The organism is Allobosea sp. P5_A5 (genome assembly GCF_056400625.1).
In genome coordinates, this window is the sequence record NZ_JBFUKY010000010.1 from 95,083 (window position 1) to 114,582 (window position 19,500).

Genomic DNA, 19,500 nt, shown 5'->3' on the forward strand with positions numbered 1-19,500 from the left:
TTTCATGCGCTCCGCCTGACCGCGAGCAGCGGCTCACTTGATCCGCTCGAGCACGGAAACGTAGTTCGCCACCGCCGCTCCGCCCATGTTGAAGATGCCGCCGAGCTTCGGCCCGGCAAGCTGCATCCCCTCGGGAGCCTCGCCGACGAGCTGCATCGCCGAGAGCGCGTGCATCGAAACGCCTGTCGCGCCGATCGGATGGCCCTTGGCCTTCAGGCCCCCGGAGACGTTGACCGGCAGCTTGCCGTCCTTGAGCGTCCAGCCTTCCTTGATGGCGCGGGCGCCCTCGCCTTCCTTGGTTAGGCCCATCGCCTCGTATTCGATCAGCTCGGCGATGGTGAAGCAGTCATGCGTCTCGACGAAGGACAAATCGTCCAGCGTCACGCCGGCTCGTGCCAGCGCCTGTTGCCAGGCAACGGCCGCGCCCTCGAACTTCAGGATGTCGCGCTTCGACATCGGCAGGAAATCCTGCACATGGGCCATGCCGCGGAAGCCGACGGCGCGGCGCATCTGCAGCGCGGTCTCCTCGTCGGCGAGCACGAGCGCGGCAGCACCGTCCGAGACCAGCGAGCAGTCGGTTCGCTTCAGAGGCCCGGCGACATAAGGGTTCTTCTCGCTTTCCTCGCGGCAGAAGGCGAAGCCGAGATCCTTGCGCATCTGCGCGTAGGGATTGTCGACGCCGTTCTTGTGGTTCTTTGCCGCGATCATCGCCAGCGCGTCGGATTGGTCGCCATGGCGCTGGAAGTAGGCGCCCGCGATCTGGCCGAACACACCGGCGAACCCGCCCTGCGTGTCACCGTCCTCCGGCAGATAGGAGGCCTTGAGCAACGCCTTGCCGATCTCGGCCGACGGCGTCTTCGTCATCTGCTCGACGCCGACGACGAGCACGATCTTGGCGTCGCCCGCCTTGATCGCCTTGACGCCCTGATGCACGGCAGCCGAGCCGGTGGCGCAGGCRTTCTCGACCCGCGTCGTCGGCTTGAAGCGCAGCGCCGGGTCGGCCTGCAGCACGAGCGAGGCGGTGAAGTCTTGCGGCGAGAAGCCGGCATTGTAGTGGCCGAGCACGATCTCATCGACGTCGCCCGCCGTGATGCCGGCATCGACCAGCGCGTCGGTGGCGACGCGCACGATAAGGCTCTCGATGGTCTCGGCGTCCTGCTTGCCGAACGGCGTATGGGCCCAGCCGACGATCGCAGCGCTCATGACGAATTCTCCCTAGATGTGCAGCTACACGTTATCTTGGTCGCACGCCTTCGTGCCGCAACAGGTTTCCGCGCATGGTGGCCGTGCGCGGATCGGCTGGCCACGAGGTGCTTCATCCCAGTGCGGAAAGCCACATCAGGAGCCCGACGCCGGCGACGATCATCGCCATGCCGAGAAGCTCGCGCCGGCTCGTTCCTTCCGAGAAGAGCTTTCGCGACAGAATCTGCGCCAGCGGCACCTCGATCAGCGCCAGCGTGCGGACATTGGCAGCGCTGGTCAGCGAAAACCCGATGAACCAGAACTGCGACGCCGCGGCGCCCAGAAAGCCGGCGGACAGCGAGCGGCGCCAGTTGCGTAGGCTAAGTACCAGCGCCTGCCGGTTGGCGACCAGCATGTAGAGCGTCAGCACCGCCGTCTGGAGCGCCAGGCCCAGCACGAGGATCGTCGAGGAGCGGATCAAAAACCCACCCTCCGGCAAGGCCTGGATCGCGCCGCGATAACCGATCGCGGACATCGCGAAGAATGTGCCGGATATGATCCCGAGCACGGCGGGCCGCAGTCCCGCGCGGCTCAGCGTATCGCCCCGCCGCCAGGACACGATGATGACGCCCAGCGTCGCGACAGCGATCGCGAGGAATTTTAGCGGCGTCAGCTGATCGCCCAGCAGCAGCGCCCCGAACAGCGCCACCTGCACCGGCTCGGTCTTGGTATAGGCCGTAACCACGGCAAAGGAGCGCTCGCGCATCGTCGCCAGCATCAGGGCGGTCGCTGCGATCTGCGTCAGTGCGCCCCAGGCAGCATAGCCCAGGCTCGGCCATCCGATCGGCGGCGGCGAGGTCTGGAGCGCGAGGCAGGCCAGCGACAGGAAGACGATCGCGAAGGGCAGGCCGAACAGGAAGCGCACCTGCGTCGCGCCGATCACGCCGATGACCTCGGTCAGCGAGCGCTGGGCAAGGTTTCGCGCCGTCTGCAGCAGCGAGGCCGCGATCGTCGCCGGTATCCAGAGCAGGCCGAAAACCACGGGCATCTCGCTGAAAAGAAGTCCATCCGCTTTTGGACTGTCCCCTTCGGCTAGGCAAATCGCTGCGCTGGGAGTAGGTATGCGTTCACGGACCAACGAGCACTTCGTCTCGAAAATGCCGCATGCGTCGCGTTGAACCCTGCGCGGTCGCTATCGCCCGATGCCGCTGCCAAAGACAGGTTCGAAACTCGCTGATGATCGCATTCCGCTTCGCCGCCATCTTCGCCCTCGGCCTCGCTGCGACCGGCCCCGCTCTGGCAGGGGCGAGCCTCGTGGTCGACGCCTCTTCCGGCGATGTGCTGTCGAGTGAAAACGCGACGCAGGCCTGGCGCCCGGCCTCCACCGCCAAGATGATGACGATCTATCTGGCTCTGAAAGCCGTCCGCGACGGGCGCATCGGGCTGGAGACCGCCATTCCCGCTTCGAAGCGCGCCGCAAGCCAGCCCCGCGTCAAGGTCTATATCAAGCCGGGCCAGGAGATCACGCTCGATAACGCCTTGCGCATCATGATGGTGAAGTCGGCCAACGACATCGCCTATGTCGTCGCCGAAGGCGTCGGCGGGGATGTCGAGAGCTTCGTCGGCATGATGAATGCGCAGGCGCAGCAGCTGGGCATGCGCGACACGCGCTTCATGAACCCCAATGGCTGGGACAACCCGGACCAGCAGGTCAGCGCGCATGATCTCGCCGTGCTCGCCATGGCGCTGATGCGCGATTTCTCGGATTATTCCGAATACTGGAGCACCTCGGCCGTCCAGCTCGGCAAGCAAATCATTCACAACACCAACGGCCTCGTCGGGCGCTATCCCGGCATCGGCGGCATGAAGACCGGCTTCACCTGCGCATCGGGCTTCAACGTCGTCGCGACCGCCACGCGTGGCGGCCGCACGCTGATCGCCGTCGTGCTCGGCTCGACTTCGGCGACGGAGCGCACCATCAAGGCGGCGCAACTGCTCGACGAGGGTTTCGCCAAATGGGGCGGCACCGGCATGAATGTCGCGTCGATGCAGCCCAGCGGCACGCGCGCGCCCAATGTCTGCGACGATGTCCGTAGCCGCGGCGGCGGCACGCTGGCCGACGATGCCGATGTGGCGGGCCCAGTCGGTGGCACCGATGCCAACGGCAACGGCAACGATGTCGGCCGCTTCCTGACCTTCGGCGCACAATCGACCTCGACCTCGATCGTGACCCGCTCCCCGCGTGGGCGCCTCGTGCTCGGGCCGCGCGCCGAGCCAGCCCCTATCCAGGTTTCGTTCGGCCGCACGGCCGGCTCCGCCAATGCGCCGCTCGCCGCCAACGCGGGCTCGACGCCGGCCTCCCGCGTCGCACGCGGCGCCCCGGTCATCGTTCCCGGCGCTCCGGTCACAGCCGGCCTCACGGGCGGGCCCACGCCGCGCACAGCCTCCGGCAATGGCGCGATCCCGCGCGGCAGCAACGCTTTCGCGCCGGCGAGCGCACCGCTCCAGCCTCCGAGCGACGCCTTCGAATCCGGCCCGATGCGCCTTCAGGGCTCTGTCCAGCCAGGCCAGGCGACGGCCGCAAGCCTGCGCCCCGCTGCGGCAGCCGGCATCAAGGCCGCAGCGCCAAAAGCCGTCGGCAAGACGCAGGCCGTGAAGGCGAAGCCTGTCGGCCGTCCGAAGGCATCGACCACAGCCGCCCAAAAGCCTGCGAAACCTGGCGCGAAGATCAAGCCGCCCAGCGACGACGACGCCTGAGGCTCCGTTGCGAGAGGCCGCCTTGCCGGGCATCCGCGCCAGCGAACGTCGGGGGCTTGCGTTCGCCTTCGCCTCGGCAGCGGCCTTCGGCACCAACATCGTCAGCGCGCAGATCGCCGGCCATGTCGGTCTGAGCGGCCCGCTCCTCGTCTTCTACCGTGTCCTGATCATGCTTGCGCTGGTCGCGTTGGCGGCGCTTGTCATGCGGGCCCCGCTCAAGCTTTCACGCGGCGAGCGCGGCCCGTTGCTGCTCTTCGGCATCACCACGGCGCTTGTCGGCACGAGCTACCTCTCCTCGGTTTCCTTCGTGCCGGTCTCGGTCGCGGCTGTGATCTTCTATACTTTTCCGGTCATCATCGTGCTTGCCGAGCCTTTTCTGACGCCGACCCGTTTCCGCGCCGACCGCCTCGCCGTCGCGCTGCTGGCCTTCGTCGGCATCGCCCTCGTCGTCGGTCCCGATCTTCATGGACTCGACCCGCGCGGTCTGGCGCTGGCGCTCCTCGCGAGCCTGAGCGCGGCCGTGCAGTTCTTCGCCGCCGCCCGTTGCGCCCGGATCGCGACCGTGCCGAAGCTGTTCTGGTCGCATGTCGTGATCCTGCCGGTGACGCTGCTGATACTGGCGCTGGTCGGCGGCTTCCTCCCGCCATCGGCCTTCGCGTTGGCGCCGGTTGCGCTTGCGATCACCTTCGGCGGTTATTTCATCGGCTTCCTGCTGCAGATCCTTGCGCTCGCTCGCATCGCGCCGGGTCCCGCCGGCCTCGCCTTCTGCGCCGAACCGGTCTTCGCCGTGCTGATCGCCGCGCTGTTTCTCGGCGAGCGGCTCGGGGCGCTGCAATATGCCGGCTGCGGCCTTGTCATGGCCGCATTGGCCACTAATGTAATATTAGAACAATATCGGCAGCACCGTCTGCCGGCCTGAGCCGTCGCGACGATCCCAACCTCTGCAAGTGCAGCCATGCAAAAGACGACAGCGCCGCCCGCCCGGCCGATCCCGATCCCCCTCACCTTGCTGACCGGCTTCCTCGGAGCCGGCAAGACGACGCTGCTCAACCGCCTGTTGAAGGACCCGGCGCTGACCCGGACCGTCGTGCTGGTCAACGAATTCGGCGAGATCGGCCTCGATCACCTTCTGGTCGAGAGCATCGCCGACAACATGATCCTGATGGACTCCGGCTGCCTGTGCTGCACGATCCGCGATGATCTCATCGTCACGCTGGAAGATCTGCTGCGGCGGCTGGACAATGGCCGGATCAAGCCGTTTTCCCGGCTCGTCATCGAGACGACGGGCCTCGCCGACCCGGCGCCGATCCTCAACGTGCTGATCAACCATCCCTATCTCGTGATGCGCTTCAGGCTCGACGGCGTGGTCACGCTGGTCGACGCCGTCAACGGCATGGCGACATTGGACATGCATGAGGAGGCGCACCGCCAGGTCGTCGCGGCCGACCGGCTGGTGCTGACCAAGGCTGATATCGCCGACGCGGACACCGTCGCGACCTTGCGGGCGAGGCTCTCGGCGCTGAACCCCGGTGCGCCGCTCCTGTCTCCTGACACCCCTGTTGCGACGCTGATGGACGCGGGTCTCTACGATCTCGCCCGAAGGCCGGAGGCGCTTTCGCGTTGGCTGACGGCGGATGTGCTGCCGGAGCCCGACCAGGCCCATGGGCATGACCACGCGCACGATCACGACCACGGCCATGATCATGACCACGGCCACGCGCATAACGGCCAAGGCCACCGTCACCACGACGTCAACCGGCACGACGCCGCGATCCGCGCCTTCACGCTCACCGCCGAGACACCCGTCGCCCGCCAGACCTTCGAATTGTTCTGGACCATGCTGCGCTCGATCCACGGCCCGCGCCTCCTGCGGCTGAAAGGGCTTGTCGACATCGCAGGACAGCCGCAACACCCGCTGCTCGTCCACGCGGTCCAGCAGGTGTTGCACCCACCGCTGGAACTCGAGCGCTGGCCCGATGAGGACAGACGCTCCCGCCTCGTGCTGATTGTCAGGGATGTCGAGGAAGAGACCGTTCAGGGGCTGTGGAAGGCCTTTCTCGGCCAGCACGCTCCGGTCATCGAAGCACAGCCGGCCTAGGCACGCTCGCAGCCCCCTTTTGGCCTCGATCTTGAAACGTTCCCCCGTAGAGGACGGGTAGCGCGAGGCGCCTTGCCGTTCCAGCACGGTTTCGTCCCGGAACGGACGAGCGGGGGTTGAAGCGATGGATCGGCAGCTGGTTTCGCGTGTCGCTACAGACGGCGCCCTTTCCCTGCGGCCTTTTCAAGGATCGCCGAAGACCGCGAAAAGCTTACGCGTCGAGACCAGACCGCTCGCGGCATGCGCTGATATCGTGGAAGCCTGGACGGCGCTCGGCAAGCGGGCGCTGACGCCCAACCCGTTCTTCGATCCCGGCTTTCTGCTGCCCGCCGCCCAGCATCTCGTCGCCTTCCGCGAGATCCAGGCCTATCTCGTCTGGCAGGACGGCTCCAGCGAGCGTGACCGGCGTCTGGTCGGCTTCCTGCCCTATCGGCGCAAGGCCCGCATGCTGCGTGAGGACACCGTCAGCGACTGCGCCGATGCGCGCCTGCTCTGCGACTGGCCGCTGCTCGACCGCGACGAGGTCGCAGCGACGTTGTCCGCCTTGCTGCGGGCCTTCAGCGCCGTGAGAACGACCGACGCGGCCCTGTGCCTGCACGCACTGGCGATGGACAATCCCTTGATCGATCCCTTGATCGCGGCAGCACGGCCGGACCGGCTCGCCGTCGATCGGCGCACGGCGCGCTCAGCCGGCGACCGACGCCTCCCGATGGAGCCGAACGCACATCTGACGTTATGCGAGGCTGCGAACCTCAGGGAATTGCGCGACGGCGTCGAAATCCTGATCGCGCTCGAAGCCTCCGGCCCTCTCGGCCGGGCTGGCCGCGCGACGGTGCAGAACACCCGCGAGGCCGCTTTCCTGCGTGCGATGACCCGCAATCTTGCGCGCGGCAAACTCTGTCGGATCGCCCTGCTGATGGATGGCTCACTGCCCTTGGCCGCCGCGTTGACCCTCGGAAAGGGCCAACGCCGCTGGCTCTACGGGGCGGCCGCGGATGCGACGCAAGGCGACGCCGGCGCGTCGGCTCTGCTGGAGACGCTGCTGGCACGGATGAAGCGGGCGACGCCTGGTCTCCTCTTGCTGGCCCAGGGCGACCGCGCCGTCGGTGCCGGTGCTGAAGCCGTGCTCAATGACCTGACAGTGAGAGCCGCGTCTCCGCGCAAACCCGTCGACCTCGCCCGCACCCTGCGCGCGCGGCTCGATCGCGGGCTCTTCAAGCCTCGGACCTTAGTAGCCGGCGAATGATCTTGCCGGTTGTGGTCATCGGCAATTCCTCGCGAAAAACGATCTCGCGCGGATATTCATGCGCGGAGAGCCGCGACTTGACGAAAGCCTGAAGCTCGGCCGCAAAATCCGGCGATCCCTCGCGGCCCACTTTCGGCACCACGAACGCCTTGACGATCTCGGTCCGCAACGCATCGGGCTTGCCGACGACAGCCGCCAGCGCCACGTCCGGATGCTTCAGCAGGCAGTCCTCGATCTCGCCCGGACCGATGCGGTATCCCGACGAGGTGATGACGTCGTCGTCGCGGCCGATGAAGCGGACATAGCCATCGGCGTCCTGTACGCCTTCGTCGCCGGTGATCATCCAGTCCCCGACGAACTTCGCCGCCGTCGCGGCGGGGTTGTTCCAATATCCCAGGAACATCACCGGATCGGGCCGCCGCACCGCGATCCGACCGTCTTCGCCGGCTGCGCAGACCGAACCGTCCGGCCGGATGATCGCGACCTCGTGCCCCGGCACAGCCTTTCCGATGAAGCCCGGCCGGCTGACGCCGATCCCGGCGCAAGAGGCCAGCACGAGATTGCACTCGGTCTGCCCGTAGGCTTCGTTGATGGTGAGGCCCAGCGCCTCGCGCCCCCAGGCCAGCGTCTCGGCGCCCAGCGCCTCTCCGGCGGCAGCGACGGTGCGCAGGGAGAGATCGTAGCGGCTATGCGGGTTGCCGGCCCCGCGCATCATCCGCAGCGCCGTCGGTGGCACGAAGGCGTTGCGAATCGCGAGATCCTGCATCAGCCGGTAGGCCTCGTCCGGCTCGAACCGCGTTACCGGCCGGGCCACCACCGGCACGCCGAAATGCAGCGCCGGCAGCAGCATATTGAGCAATCCGCCGGCCCAGGCCCAATCGGCCGGAGTCCAGGCGATGTCACCGGGGCGCGGCAGGAGTTCATGCGGCATCTGCACCCCCGGCAAATGCCCCGGCAGCACCCGGTGCCCATGCAGGGCGCCCTTGGGATGGCCGGTCGTGCCAGAGGTGTAGATCATCAGGGCCGGGTCGTCCGGTCCGGTGGCGACGGGAGCAAAATCTGAAGACCCGCTTGCGACCAGCCCATCCCATCCTTCGGCATCCCGATCGGGCCCATCGATGGAGATGCGCAGGCTCAAGGCCGGCGGCGGATTGTCGATCTGGCGCAGCTTCGCCAGGCCGGCGCCATCCGTGACGATCGCCTTTGCGCCGGAATCGCCAAGTCGATAAGCCAGCGCGTCGACGCCGAACAACGCCGCCAGCGGCACCGCGATGGCGCCCAGCTTGTACGCCGCCAGATGCGCGGTCAGCACGTGCCGCCCCTGCGGCAGAAGGATCGCGACGCGGTCGCCACGCTCGATCCCGCGCGCCCGCAACGCGTGCGCCAGCCTGTTGGACTGCTCGCGCAGCCAGCCGAAACTGACGGGGCGGACCTGCCAGTCCCGCGAGACCTCGATGATCGCGGTCCGCGCGGGGTCCACTGCCGCCCAGCGGTCGCAGATGTCGACGGCGATGTTGTAACGCTCGGGAATATCCCAGTGGAAAGCAGCGCGCAGGGAGGCGTAACAGGGCAGATCGGGCAAATGCAAAGCTGAAAAGGTCCTTGGGCAGGCTCCAGACGATAGAAAGCGCGCGCCGCCCTGTCATGGTCCTGCCGGGAAGAGCCGCCCTGCGCTCAGAACAGGCGCTCGTCCTTCGCGGGCAGGTAAGCATCGGTGAAGGCTTCACCGGCTTTTGCCTTGTCTCGCAGGGGCTGCACCATACCGATCTGGTCGATCGCCTGCTCCCACCGTGCCTGATCGACGCCGCCGAGCCCATGCACGCGCACGAAAGGCGTCAGCACGTTCTGCTGGAGCGTGGCGGCCAACCGCTCGCGTTCCAGCTCCGGTTGCGCGGTCTCGGCCCGCCGCCCGAGCAGTTGCACCGCGAAATCGGGGTTGGAGGAGACTTCGCGGAGACCTCGGATCAGCGCCCGAACCAGTCCGCGCACAGCGCCGGGCTGCTCGGCGGCGAGCTTTTGCGACACCATCACCGCGTTGCCATAAAGAGCGACGCCATGCTCGGCCATCGTCAGGACGACGATGTCGGCAGCGGGGACGCCGCGCGCCGTGAGGCTTGCCAAAGCCGACGGACCATACCCGAAGATGCCGTCGACCTCGCCTGCCGCCAACATCGGCTCGCGTACGGCAGAACCGATAGGCTCCAGGCGGATGCGGCTGTCGTCGATCGGGTTCAGAGCCTTGAACAGCGGCCACTGCGCGAAAGCCGCGTCGGTTGCCGGCGCCCCGAGTTTGCGGCCTTCGAGGCTGGCAGGATTTTCGGTGATGCCACGGCTGCGTCGCCCGATGATCGCGAAGGGCGGCCTGTCCTGGATCATCATGACCGCCTTGACGTCGAGCCCGGGCCTGCCGTCCCGCAGCCGGATCAAGGCATTGACGTCGCCGAAGCCCGCATCGAATTCACCGGCCGCGATCCGACCCGGCACGAGACGCGCCCCCATCCCCGGCTCGATCACGACATCGAGCCCTTCCGCACCGAAATAACCTTTGTCCTGGGCGGACAGAAACAGCGATGCGAGACCTTCGAAACGCCAGTCCAGCAAGAGCTTGATCGGCACGGATTGCGCGAGAGCCGGCCTGCCGGCGGCCAGGAGGCTCGCTCCCGCAGCGGCAGAACGGCCGAAGCCGCGCCGTGTCATGCCTGTCCCGGCGCATTGCGCAGCCGCAACCATGGCCCGTCCCTCCGCATTAGAGCCGCGGCGATGCGGCCTCTTCAACCCTTGCTTGCCATACTCAGATCACAACACGTTGAAATCGCGTCAACATGTGCGCTTTTTTCGGGATGCAACCGCACGCTAGAGCGGCAGCGCGCCATCGGTCTTGACCTCTTCCATCACCGCGTAGGTCCGGGTCTCGCGTACAGCCGGCAGCGCCAGCAGGACCTCGCCCAGAAAGTGACGGTAGGCGTTCATATCGGCGACGCGGGTCTTGACGAGATAGTCGAACCCGCCGGCGACCATGTGGCACTCCAGCACCTCCGGCGCCCGCTTCACCGCCGCCGCGAAGCGCTCGAACGCATCCGGCGTCGTCTTGTCCAGATAGACCTCGACGAACACCAGCAGGTTGAGGCCAAGCTTCGCCGGATCGAGCGTGGCGCGATAGCCGGTAATGTACCCGTCGCGGGTCAGCCGCTTCAGGCGCTCGCCGGTGGCGGTGCCCGAAAGCCCGACCTTGTCGGCCAGTTCGACGCCTGAAATCCGGCCGTCGGCCTGCAGCAGCGAGAGCAAACGGCGATCGACACGGTCCAGCATGATATTTCTCTAGTAGAAGCACCATTGATAGCGAGTTCTAACGGCCTTGACTCCATAAGGCCAGTTGAACTCAGTCGCTTTGCGCTTCACACTTCAGATCGTCCGCCTGTGATCTGTCCGGAGCCCCCATGGCCGCGCTTCCCCCCTCCGCCCTGCCTGCCTTCCGGGCGATCTATGCCGAGGATGATGGTGCGATCGCCGCTCGCCTGCTGGCGGGGACCCGGCGGGACCCGGCGGCGAAAGCCCGCATCGATGCCCGTGCGACCGGATTGGTCGCGGCCATCCGCAGCCGCAAGGTCGGCTTGGGCGGCATCGAGGAATTGCTGCGCGAATATTCCCTTTCCACCAAGGAGGGCCTCGCCCTGATGGTGCTGGCCGAGGCGCTCCTGCGCGTGCCGGACGCCGCGACCGCAGACCGGTTGATCGAGGACAAGCTCGGCCAGGGCGATTTCGCCAATCACGAATCGAAGTCGGATGCGTTTCTCGTCTCCGCCTCGGCCTGGGCGCTCGGCATCACCGCCCGCGTCATTCAGCCGGGCGAGACGCCGGCCGGTATCATCGGCAGCCTCGCCAAGCGTCTCGGCGTCCCGACCGTGCGCAGCGCGACGCGCCAGGCCATGCGCGTGATGGGGAGCCATTTCGTGCTGGGCCAGACGATCGAGGAGGCGCTGAAGCGGGCCCGCTCCGGCAGCGGCAAGCTCTTTCGCTATTCCTTCGACATGCTGGGCGAAGGCGCGCGCACGCAAGGCGACGCGGACCGCTATTTTGCCTCCTACACCGCGGCAATCGATGCCATCGGCCGTTCCGCCGGCAATGACAGCCTGCCAAACCGCCCCGGCATCTCCGTCAAGCTTTCGGCCCTGCATCCACGCTACGACGCGACCAACCGGGAGCGCGTCCTGTCCGAGCTGGTGCCGAAGGTGATCGACCTCGCGCGGCAGGCCAAGGGCTATGACCTGAACTTCACCATCGACGCCGAGGAAGCCGATCGGCTCGAACTCTCGCTCGATGTCATCGATGCCGTCTTTGCCGATCCCTCGCTCGACGGCTGGGATGGCTTCGGGCTGGCGATCCAGGCCTACCAGAAACGTGCCTCGGCCGTGATCGACCATATCGGCCGCCTCGCCGAGACACATGGCCGGCGCATGATGGTGCGGCTCGTCAAGGGCGCCTATTGGGACACCGAGCTGAAGCGCGCGCAGGAGCGCGGCCTGGCCGATTATCCGGTCTTCACCCGCAAGGCGATGACCGACCTGAACTACGAGGCCTGCGCGGCTCAGCTTCTCGCGCTCAGGCCCCGCATCATCCCGCAATTCGCGACCCATAACGCACTGACCGTCGCCACCGTCGCGGAGATGGCGGGACCGGGAAACGCTGCGCAGTCGGACGGGCGTCTTGCCGAGCAGGATCTGGGCTTCGAGTTCCAGCGCCTGCACGGCATGGGCGACGCGCTCTACGAGCGGCTTCTGCGCGAGAACAACGGCTATGCCTGCCGGACCTATGCGCCGGTCGGCGGCCATCAGGACCTGCTCGCCTATCTCGTGCGGCGCCTCCTCGAGAACGGCGCCAACTCCTCATTCGTCAGCGCCTCCGGAGATCCGGACGTGCCGGTGGCGCAGCTTTTGTTGTCACCGGCCGACATCATCGCCGCGCCAAGCGCCGCGCGCAATCGCCGCATTCCGCTCCCAGCCGATCTCTTCGGTCCCTCGCGCAAGAATTCGGCCGGTGTCGAACTCGGCCATCAGGAAAGCCTCGATGCCTTGCTGAAAGAGATCGCGTCGGCCGGGGCCTTCCCGGACGCAGCCCCGATCATCGACGGAAAGCCGCAGTCGGGCACGAACCGCGAGGTCCGCTCGCCAATCGACGGCAAGCCGATCGGCAAGGTCACGGAGGCCGACGCCGCCACCGCCGGGCTCGCCTTGGCGGCCGCCGCGAAGGGCTTCCGGGCCTGGAATGAAACGCCCACCCGCATCCGCGCCGCCGCGCTGCGCAAGGCCGCCGATTTGATGGAGGCGCGGCGCGGACTGCTGATCGCCCTGTTGCAGGCTGAGGCCGGCAAGACCATCGACGACGCCCTCTCGGAGGTGCGCGAGGCCGTCGACTTTTGCCGCTATTACGCGGCGCAGGCCGAAGAGCACTTCGCGACGCCGCTCGCCCTCCCCGGCCCGACTGGCGAAGAAAACCGGCTGGTGCTGCGCGGGCGTGGCGCCTTCGTCTGCATCGCGCCGTGGAATTTCCCGCTTGCGATCTTCGCCGGCCAGATCGTCGCGGCGCTCGTCGCCGGCAACAGCGTCGTCGCCAAGCCCGCGCCACAGACCCCGTTGATCGCAGCCGTCACGGTCAAGCTGCTTCACGAGGCCGGAATCGCGGTAACCGCGCTGCATCTGGTGCCCGGCGGCACCGAGGCCGGCGCCGCGCTCGTCGCGCATGAGCAAGTTGCCGGCGTTGCCTTCACCGGCTCCACCGCGACCGCGCGCGGCATCAATCGCGCGCTTGCGGCGAAGGACGGCCCGATCGTGCCGCTGATTGCCGAGACCGGCGGCCTCAATGCGATGATCGTCGACGCCACGGCCCTGCCCGAGCAGGTCAGCGACGATGTGGTGATGTCGGCCTTCCGCTCCGCCGGTCAGCGTTGCTCGGCGCTGCGCCTTCTGATCGTGCAGGACGATGTCGCCGACAAGATGCTGGAGATGATCGAGGGCGCCACCCAGGCGCTTGCGCTCGGTGACCCGCGCCGGCTCGACATCCATATCGGCCCGGTCATCGACGCCGCCGCCAAGCAGCGGCTCGAGGCCCATACCGCCGCGATGCGGCAGCAGGGCCGGGTCGCCTGGAGCGGCCTGGCGCCCGATCTCGGCGGCACCTATGTCGCGCCGCAGATCGTCAGGCTCGATCGCGTCTCCGACCTGACAGCCGAACATTTCGGCCCGGTCCTGCATGTCGTGCGCTGGAAGTCGGGCGAGCTGGATAAGGTCATCGCTGAGATCGAGGCGACCGGATACGGCCTGACGCTCGGCGTGCACTCCCGCATCGAGACGACTGTCGCGCGTGTGGTGAAGCAGCTTTCCGCCGGCAATATCTACGTCAACCGCAACATCATCGGCGCGGTCGTCGGCGTACAGCCCTTCGGCGGCCACGGCCTCTCCGGCACTGGCCCCAAGGCTGGCGGCCCGCATTACCTGATGCGCTTCGCCACCGAGCAGACGGTCACGGTCAACACCGCCGCAGCGGGCGGCAACGCCAGCCTGATTGCGATGGGTGAATAGGGATGAGCCCCGTCGAACTCGACCATTGCGTCATCCACGTCTCGGATTGGGAGCGCTCCAACGCGTTCTATCGAGACGTGCTCGGCGCGGAGATCGTCGCGAACGGCAACGGCTTTGCCTATCGTATCGGCCACACGCAGCTCAATTGCCATGGGCCGGGTGTCGACCCGGCGCCGGTCGCACGCCTGCCGGTGCCGCCGGGCGGCAGCGATCTCTGCTTCGTCTGGCCGGGGACGAGCGCGGAAGCCCTCGCCCATCTCGAGCGGCAGGCCGTGGCCGTCGAACTGGGACCGGTTCAGCGCTTCGGCCGAGGCGGGGCCGGAACGAGCCTCTACTTCCGTGATCCCGATGGCTCGCTGCTGGAATTCATCAGCTACGCATGAAAAAGGCCGCTCACGCGGCCTTTTGTCGATCCAGCGCTGATTTCCGGCGGCTCAGGCCGCCTTGCGCTGCTCGAAAACGTGCTTGAACTCACGCAGCTGCACCAGTGTCTCATGCAGGCGGCTCTTGTCCTCTTCGGTGTGAGCACCGGCGATGCGGGTCTCGACCGTCAGGATCTCGGCGTCGAGCACAGCGGTGTCGACATCCTCTAGGAAGCGAGCCTGCTCGCCCAGCACCGTGGTCGAGGCCTGGTTGATCTCGACCAGGCCGCCATTGACGAAGAATTCCTTGCCGTTGCTCTCCGTCGTCTGAACGAACAGGATGCCGGCCTTGAGCGTCGCGACCAGCGGCGCATGGCCGGCCAGCACCGTCATCTCGCCCTCGGTCGAGGGGATGATGACGCTGACGACATCGCCCGAGAACAAGATGCGTTCCGGCGAGACGAGTTCGAACTTGAAGGTGGCCATCGCCCTTACTTTCCTCCGACGTCATTCCGGCCGCAGCGAAGCGGAGAGCCGGGATCCATGCCAGAACCTCTAACGCCCATGCTCAGGCATGGATCCCGGCCGACCAATGGCCGCCCGGAAAACCCCGCCGACGTCGCGCGTTACGCCGCTTCGGCGGCCAGGCGCTGCGCCTTCTCGACGGCTTCCTCGATGGAACCGACCATATAGAACGCAGCTTCCGGCAGGTGGTCGTATTTGCCTTCCACTAGGCCCTTGAAGCCCTTGATCGTGTCTTCGAGCGCGACCAGCTTGCCCGGCGAGCCGGTGAACACTTCCGCGACGAAGAAGGGCTGCGACATGAAGCGCTCGATCTTGCGGGCGCGCGCCACCGACAGCTTGTCGTCTTCGGAAAGCTCGTCCATGCCCAGGATCGCGATGATGTCCTGCAGCGACTTGTAGCGCTGGAGCGTCTGCTGGACAGCCATGGCAACGCTGTAATGCTCCTCACCGACGATGTCGGCAGAGAGCATCCGCGAGGTCGAGTCGAGCGGATCGACCGCCGGATAGATGCCCTTTTCGGCGATCGAACGCGACAGAACCGTACGGGCGTCCAGATGGGCGAACGAGGTCGCGGGCGCCGGGTCGGTCAAGTCGTCGGCGGGAACGTAGATCGCCTGCACCGAGGTGATCGAGCCCTTGTTGGTGGTGGTGATGCGCTCCTGCAGGTTGCCCATGTCCGTGGCGAGCGTCGGCTGGTAGCCCACCGCCGAGGGAATGCGGCCGAGCAGCGCGGACACTTCCGAACCCGCCTGCGTGAAGCGGAAGATGTTGTCGACGAAGAACAGCACGTCCTGGCCCTTGTCGCGGAAATCTTCCGCGATGGTCAGGCCGGCGAGCGCGACGCGCATGCGGGCACCCGGGGGCTCGTTCATCTGGCCATAGACCAGCGCGCATTTGGAGCCGGCGGTCGAGCCGCCGTTTTCCTTCGGGTCCTTGTTGACGTTCGACTCGATCATCTCGTGATAGAGGTCGTTGCCCTCGCGGGTGCGCTCGCCGACACCGGCGAACACCGAATAACCGCCATGGGCCTTCGCGACGTTGTTGATCAGTTCCATGATCAGCACGGTCTTGCCGACGCCGGCGCCGCCGAACAGGCCGACCTTGCCGCCCTTGGCGTAGGGCGCCAGCAGATCGACGACCTTGATGCCGGTGACCAGGATCTGCGCGTCCGTGGCCTGCTCCGAATAGGTCGGGGCCGGCTGGTGGATGCCACGAGTGTGCGTGGTCAGGATCGGGCCGGCTTCGTCGACCGGCTCGCCGATGACGTTCATGATGCGGCCGAGGCACTCCTCGCCGACCGGAACCGCGATCGGCGCGCCGGTGTCGGTGACGGACTGGCCGCGGACCAGACCCTCGGTCGAGTCCATCGCGATGGTCCGGACGGTGTTCTCGCCGAGATGCTGGGCGACCTCGAGGACGAGGCGATTGCCCAGGTTCTGGGTCTCGAGCGCGTTCAGGATCTCCGGCAGGGCGCCGTCGAACTGGACGTCGACGACAGCGCCGATGACCTGCGCGACCCGGCCGGTGCCGGTGTTGGCGGGCTTCTCGTCGGACAGGATGTTGGTCGTCTGGGTATCGGCGTTGGCCATGGCGGAACCTCGGGACTAGCGCATTCGGATGTGACGGTGCCGGCGAGATCGCCGGCGGAAGTCTTTGTTCAGGCGGTCAGAGCGCTTCCGCGCCGGAGATGATCTCGATCAGTTCTTTCGTGATCATCGCCTGGCGAGAGCGGTTATAGAGCGTCGTCTGCTTCTTGATCATGTCGCCGGCGTTGCGCGTGGCGGAATCCATCGCCGACATGCGCGCGCCCTGTTCGGATGCTGCGTTCTCGAGCAGACCGCGTAGGATCTGGACGGTCAGGTTGCGCGGCAGCAGCGCCTCAAGGATCTCATCCTCTTCCGGCTCATAATCATAAACCGTGTCGGCCTGCTTCGTTCCCGCCGGAATCTCGGCCGGAATAATGCGCCGCGCGGTCGGGATCTGAGCGATCACCGAGCGGAAGCGCGAGAAAAACAGCGTCGCGACGTCGAACTCGCCAGCGTTGAAGCGAACGAGCACATTCTGCGCGATCGCCTCGGCATTGGCGAAGCTGATCTGCTTGAACTCGCGCAGGTCGATGAAGTCGATGATCTCGGCGGCGAACTGGCGACGCAGGATATCGTGGCCCTTCTTGCCGACGCAGATGATCTTGACCGTCTTGCCCTCGGCCTTCAGCGCGTTGGCCCGGTCGCGCGCAAGACGCGAGATCGAGGAGTTGAAGGCGCCGCACAGGCCGCGCTCGGCGGTCAGCACCAGCAGCAGATGCACCTTGTCGGCACCCGTGCCTGCGATCAAGCGCGGCGCGGTCGAGCCGGTGATGCCGCCGGCGAGATTGGCCAGAACCGTCTCCATACGCTCGGCATAGGGGCGCGCGGCCTCGGCCGCCATCTGCGCCCGGCGCAGCTTCGCAGCCGCGACCATCTGCATGGCCTTGGTGATTTTCTGCGTCGCCTTGACCGAGGCGATGCGGTTCCTGAGGTCCTTAAGGGACGGCATCCGGTTTCTATCCCCTACCCGTCATTGCGAAGAGCGCAGCGACGAAGCAATCCAGAGCAGGTACGCAGCGAGGCTGGATTGCTTCGCTGCGCTTGGCTCATGACGATCAGCTGAACGACTTCGCGTAGGCGACGACGATGTCCTTCAGTTTCGCGGCATTCGCGTCCGAAAGATCCTTCGACGAGCCGATCTCGCTCAGCATGTCGGCATGCTTCGTGCGCACCAGCGACAGAAGCCCGTCCTCGAAGGAGCGCACCTTGTTGACCGGCAGCGTGTCGAGATAGCCGTTCACGCCGGCATAGATCACCACGACCTGCTCTTCCATCTTCAGCGGCGAGAACTGCGGCTGCTTCAGGAGCTCGGTCAGGCGGGCGCCACGGTTGAGCAGGCGCTGGGTGACGGCATCGAGGTCGGAGCCGAACTGCGCGAAAGCAGCCATCTCGCGATACTGCGCGAGCTCGCCCTTGATCTTGCCCGCAACCTTCTTGGTCGCCTTGGTCTGCGCGGCGGAACCGACGCGGCTGACCGAGAGGCCGACGTTCACCGCCGGGCGGATGCCCTGGTAGAACAGGTCGGTCTCGAGGAAGATCTGGCCGTCGGTGATCGAGATCACGTTGGTCGGGATATAGGCCGATACGTCGTTGGCCTGGGTCTCGATGACCGGCAGCGCCGTCAGCGAGCCGTTGCCGGCGGCCTCGCCCATCTTCGCCGCGCGCTCGAGCAGGCGGGAGTGGAGATAGAACACGTCGCCGGGATAAGCTTCGCGGCCCGGCGGGCGGCGCAACAGCAGCGACATCTGGCGATAGGCGACGGCCTGCTTGGACAGATCGTCATAGATGATGACGGCGTGCATGCCGTTGTCGCGGAAATACTCGCCCATGGCGCAACCGGCGAAGGGCGCCAGGAACTGCATCGGAGCCGGATCGGAGGCGGTCGCGGCGACGATGATCGAATATTCCAGCGCGCCGCGCTCTTCCAGCACCTTCACGAACTGCGCGACGGTCGAACGCTTCTGGCCGATCGCGACATAGACGCAATACAGCTTCTGCTTCTCGTCCGTGCCCTCGTTCGAGGCCTTCTGGTTCAGGATCGTGTCGAGCGCCACGGCGGTCTTGCCGGTCTGGCGGTCGCCGATGATCAGCTCGCGCTGGCCGCGGCCGATCGGGATCAGGGCGTCGATGGCCTTCAGGCCGGTCGCCATCGGCTCATGCACCGACTTGCGCGGGATGATGCCCGGTGCCTTGACGTCGACGCGCGAGCGCTGGGTCGCCTTGATCGGGCCCTTGCCGTCGATCGGGTTGCCCAGCGCGTCGACGACGCGGCCGAGCAGTTCCTTGCCGACCGGCACGTCGACGATGGCGCCGGTGCGCTTGACGGTCTGGCCTTCCTTGATCTCGCGGTCGGAACCGAAGATCACGACGCCGACATTGTCGCGCTCGAGATTGAGCGCCATGCCGCGGACGCCGGTCTCGAACTCGACCATCTCGCCGGCCTGGACCTTGTCGAGGCCATAGACGCGGGCGATGCCGTCACCGACGGAGAGAACCTGGCCGACTTCGGTGACCGAAGCTTCCGAGCCGAAATTCGAGATCTGAGCCTTCAGGATGGCGGAGATTTCAGCGGGGCGGATGTCCATCAGCCGACCTCTTTCATGGCAAGACGAATTGAATTGAGCTTGGTTTTCAGCGAGGCGTCGACCATGCGGGAGCCCATCTTGACGATGAGCCCGCCGATCAGCGCCGGATCGACCTTGACCGAAAGGTCAACATCCTTGCCGGCAACGCCGACGAGCGCCGCGCGGATTTCTTCGAGCCGCTTGGGCGAAGGCTCCTCGGCGACGGTGACCTCCGCCGAGACGATGCCCTTGGCTTCCGCGACGAGGCGCTTATAGCCCCGGATCATGCCCGGCAGCGCGAACAGGCGGCGCTTGCTGGCAACGAGACCGATGAAATTGGCGGCGATGCCGGTGATGCCAGCCTTGGCGAGAATCGCGTTGATGGCGCCGACCTGCTCTTCGGCCGTGAAAGCCGGGCTCTCGATCAGGCGGGCAAGATCGGCGCTTTCGCCGACCATGCCGTTGAAGGCGTCGAGCGAGGCGGCAACCGCGTCGAGCGCGCCGTTTTCCTGAGCCAGCTCGAATAGCGCGGTGGCATAGCGGTGCGCTACGCCCGACACCGATGTCCCCTTCGATCCGCCTTCAGCCACGCGTCCTGTCTCTCG

The 19,500-nt window shown here is 66.6% G+C and carries 16 protein-coding genes; 6 read left to right on the forward strand and 10 right to left on the reverse strand.

Translation table 11 applies throughout. The annotated features are described in order from the left end of the window. Nucleotides 1-33: 33 nt before the first annotated feature. The gene (locus tag AC1DR6_RS18475; protein WP_476830723.1) at nt 34-1,203 is read right to left on the reverse strand and encodes an acetyl-CoA acetyltransferase; all 1,170 of its coding nucleotides are present in this window, start codon (nt 1,201-1,203) and stop codon (nt 34-36) included. Nucleotides 1,204-1,315: 112 nt separating this feature from the next. Beyond that, entirely contained in the window at nt 1,316-2,230 is a 915-nt protein-coding gene (locus AC1DR6_RS18480) for a DMT family transporter (RefSeq protein WP_476830724.1), read from the reverse strand. A gap of 188 nt (nt 2,231-2,418) precedes the next feature. Here AC1DR6_RS18480 and AC1DR6_RS18485 point away from each other — a divergent pair, with 188 nt between their 5' ends. The 4 genes from AC1DR6_RS18485 (at nt 2,419) to AC1DR6_RS18500 (ending at nt 7,283) form a co-directional block, all read left to right on the forward strand. Continuing rightward, nucleotides 2,419-3,939, forward strand: a complete 1,521-nt coding sequence (locus AC1DR6_RS18485) for a D-alanyl-D-alanine carboxypeptidase family protein (RefSeq protein WP_476830725.1) — start codon at nt 2,419-2,421, stop codon at nt 3,937-3,939. Nucleotides 3,940-3,961: 22 nt separating this feature from the next. Then, nucleotides 3,962-4,858, forward strand: coding sequence for a DMT family transporter (locus tag AC1DR6_RS18490; protein ID WP_476830726.1), 897 nt, complete (start codon nt 3,962-3,964; stop codon nt 4,856-4,858). Nucleotides 4,859-4,894: 36 nt separating this feature from the next. Further along, on the forward strand, nt 4,895-6,037 hold the full coding sequence (locus AC1DR6_RS18495; RefSeq protein ID WP_476830727.1) for a CobW family GTP-binding protein: 1,143 nt from the start codon (nt 4,895-4,897) through the stop codon (nt 6,035-6,037). A 253-nt stretch (nt 6,038-6,290) separates the two neighbouring features. Then, a complete protein-coding gene (locus AC1DR6_RS18500; protein WP_476830728.1) occupies nt 6,291-7,283 on the forward strand; it encodes a GNAT family N-acetyltransferase in 993 nt (330 codons plus the stop codon). Here the strand turns inward: AC1DR6_RS18500 and AC1DR6_RS18505 are convergent. From AC1DR6_RS18505 to AC1DR6_RS18515, 3 genes are all read right to left on the reverse strand, one after another. Further along, the gene (locus AC1DR6_RS18505) at nt 7,252-8,865 is read right to left on the reverse strand and encodes an AMP-binding protein (RefSeq protein WP_476830806.1); all 1,614 of its coding nucleotides are present in this window, start codon (nt 8,863-8,865) and stop codon (nt 7,252-7,254) included. The two genes, AC1DR6_RS18500 and AC1DR6_RS18505, sit on opposite strands and share 32 nt — an antisense overlap. Nucleotides 8,866-8,957: 92 nt before the next feature. Beyond that, nucleotides 8,958-10,013: an ABC transporter substrate-binding protein gene (locus tag AC1DR6_RS18510; protein WP_476830729.1), complete on the reverse strand. Its 1,056-nt coding sequence runs from the start codon at nt 10,011-10,013 to the stop codon at nt 8,958-8,960. Nucleotides 10,014-10,136: 123 nt separating this feature from the next. Further along, nucleotides 10,137-10,595, reverse strand: a complete 459-nt coding sequence (locus AC1DR6_RS18515) for an Lrp/AsnC ligand binding domain-containing protein (RefSeq protein ID WP_476830807.1) — start codon at nt 10,593-10,595, stop codon at nt 10,137-10,139. 125 nt (nt 10,596-10,720) lie between these two features. Between AC1DR6_RS18515 and putA the strand changes: the two genes are divergently transcribed. Both putA and AC1DR6_RS18525 read left to right on the forward strand, forming a co-directional pair. Next, nucleotides 10,721-13,858, forward strand: coding sequence for a bifunctional proline dehydrogenase/L-glutamate gamma-semialdehyde dehydrogenase PutA (gene putA / locus AC1DR6_RS18520; RefSeq protein WP_476830730.1), 3,138 nt, complete (start codon nt 10,721-10,723; stop codon nt 13,856-13,858). 2 nt (nt 13,859-13,860) lie between these two features. Then, nucleotides 13,861-14,241 (forward strand): VOC family protein, encoded by a 381-nt coding sequence (locus tag AC1DR6_RS18525; protein WP_476830731.1) that lies wholly within the window; start codon nt 13,861-13,863, stop codon nt 14,239-14,241. Nucleotides 14,242-14,292: 51 nt separating this feature from the next. Here the strand turns inward: AC1DR6_RS18525 and AC1DR6_RS18530 are convergent, their stop codons facing one another. The 5 genes from AC1DR6_RS18530 to AC1DR6_RS18550 form a co-directional block, all read right to left on the reverse strand. Next, nucleotides 14,293-14,706 carry a F0F1 ATP synthase subunit epsilon gene (locus tag AC1DR6_RS18530; protein WP_476830732.1) on the reverse strand — a complete coding sequence of 138 codons (414 nt, stop codon included), beginning with the start codon at nt 14,704-14,706 and terminating at the stop codon, nt 14,293-14,295. Between the two features lie 140 nt (nt 14,707-14,846). Beyond that, the gene (gene atpD, locus AC1DR6_RS18535) at nt 14,847-16,334 is read right to left on the reverse strand and encodes a F0F1 ATP synthase subunit beta (protein ID WP_476830733.1); all 1,488 of its coding nucleotides are present in this window, start codon (nt 16,332-16,334) and stop codon (nt 14,847-14,849) included. A gap of 76 nt (nt 16,335-16,410) precedes the next feature. Further along, nucleotides 16,411-17,280: a F0F1 ATP synthase subunit gamma gene (locus AC1DR6_RS18540; RefSeq protein WP_476830734.1), complete on the reverse strand. Its 870-nt coding sequence runs from the start codon at nt 17,278-17,280 to the stop codon at nt 16,411-16,413. A gap of 106 nt (nt 17,281-17,386) precedes the next feature. Continuing rightward, complete coding sequence (gene atpA / locus AC1DR6_RS18545; RefSeq protein ID WP_476830735.1) at nt 17,387-18,916, reverse strand: F0F1 ATP synthase subunit alpha; 1,530 nt, start codon at nt 18,914-18,916, stop codon at nt 17,387-17,389. Beyond that, nucleotides 18,916-19,485 (reverse strand): F0F1 ATP synthase subunit delta, encoded by a 570-nt coding sequence (locus tag AC1DR6_RS18550; protein WP_476830736.1) that lies wholly within the window; start codon nt 19,483-19,485, stop codon nt 18,916-18,918. The genes atpA and AC1DR6_RS18550 overlap by 1 nt, the downstream gene beginning before the upstream one ends. Between the last annotated feature and the right edge of the window lie 15 nt (nt 19,486-19,500).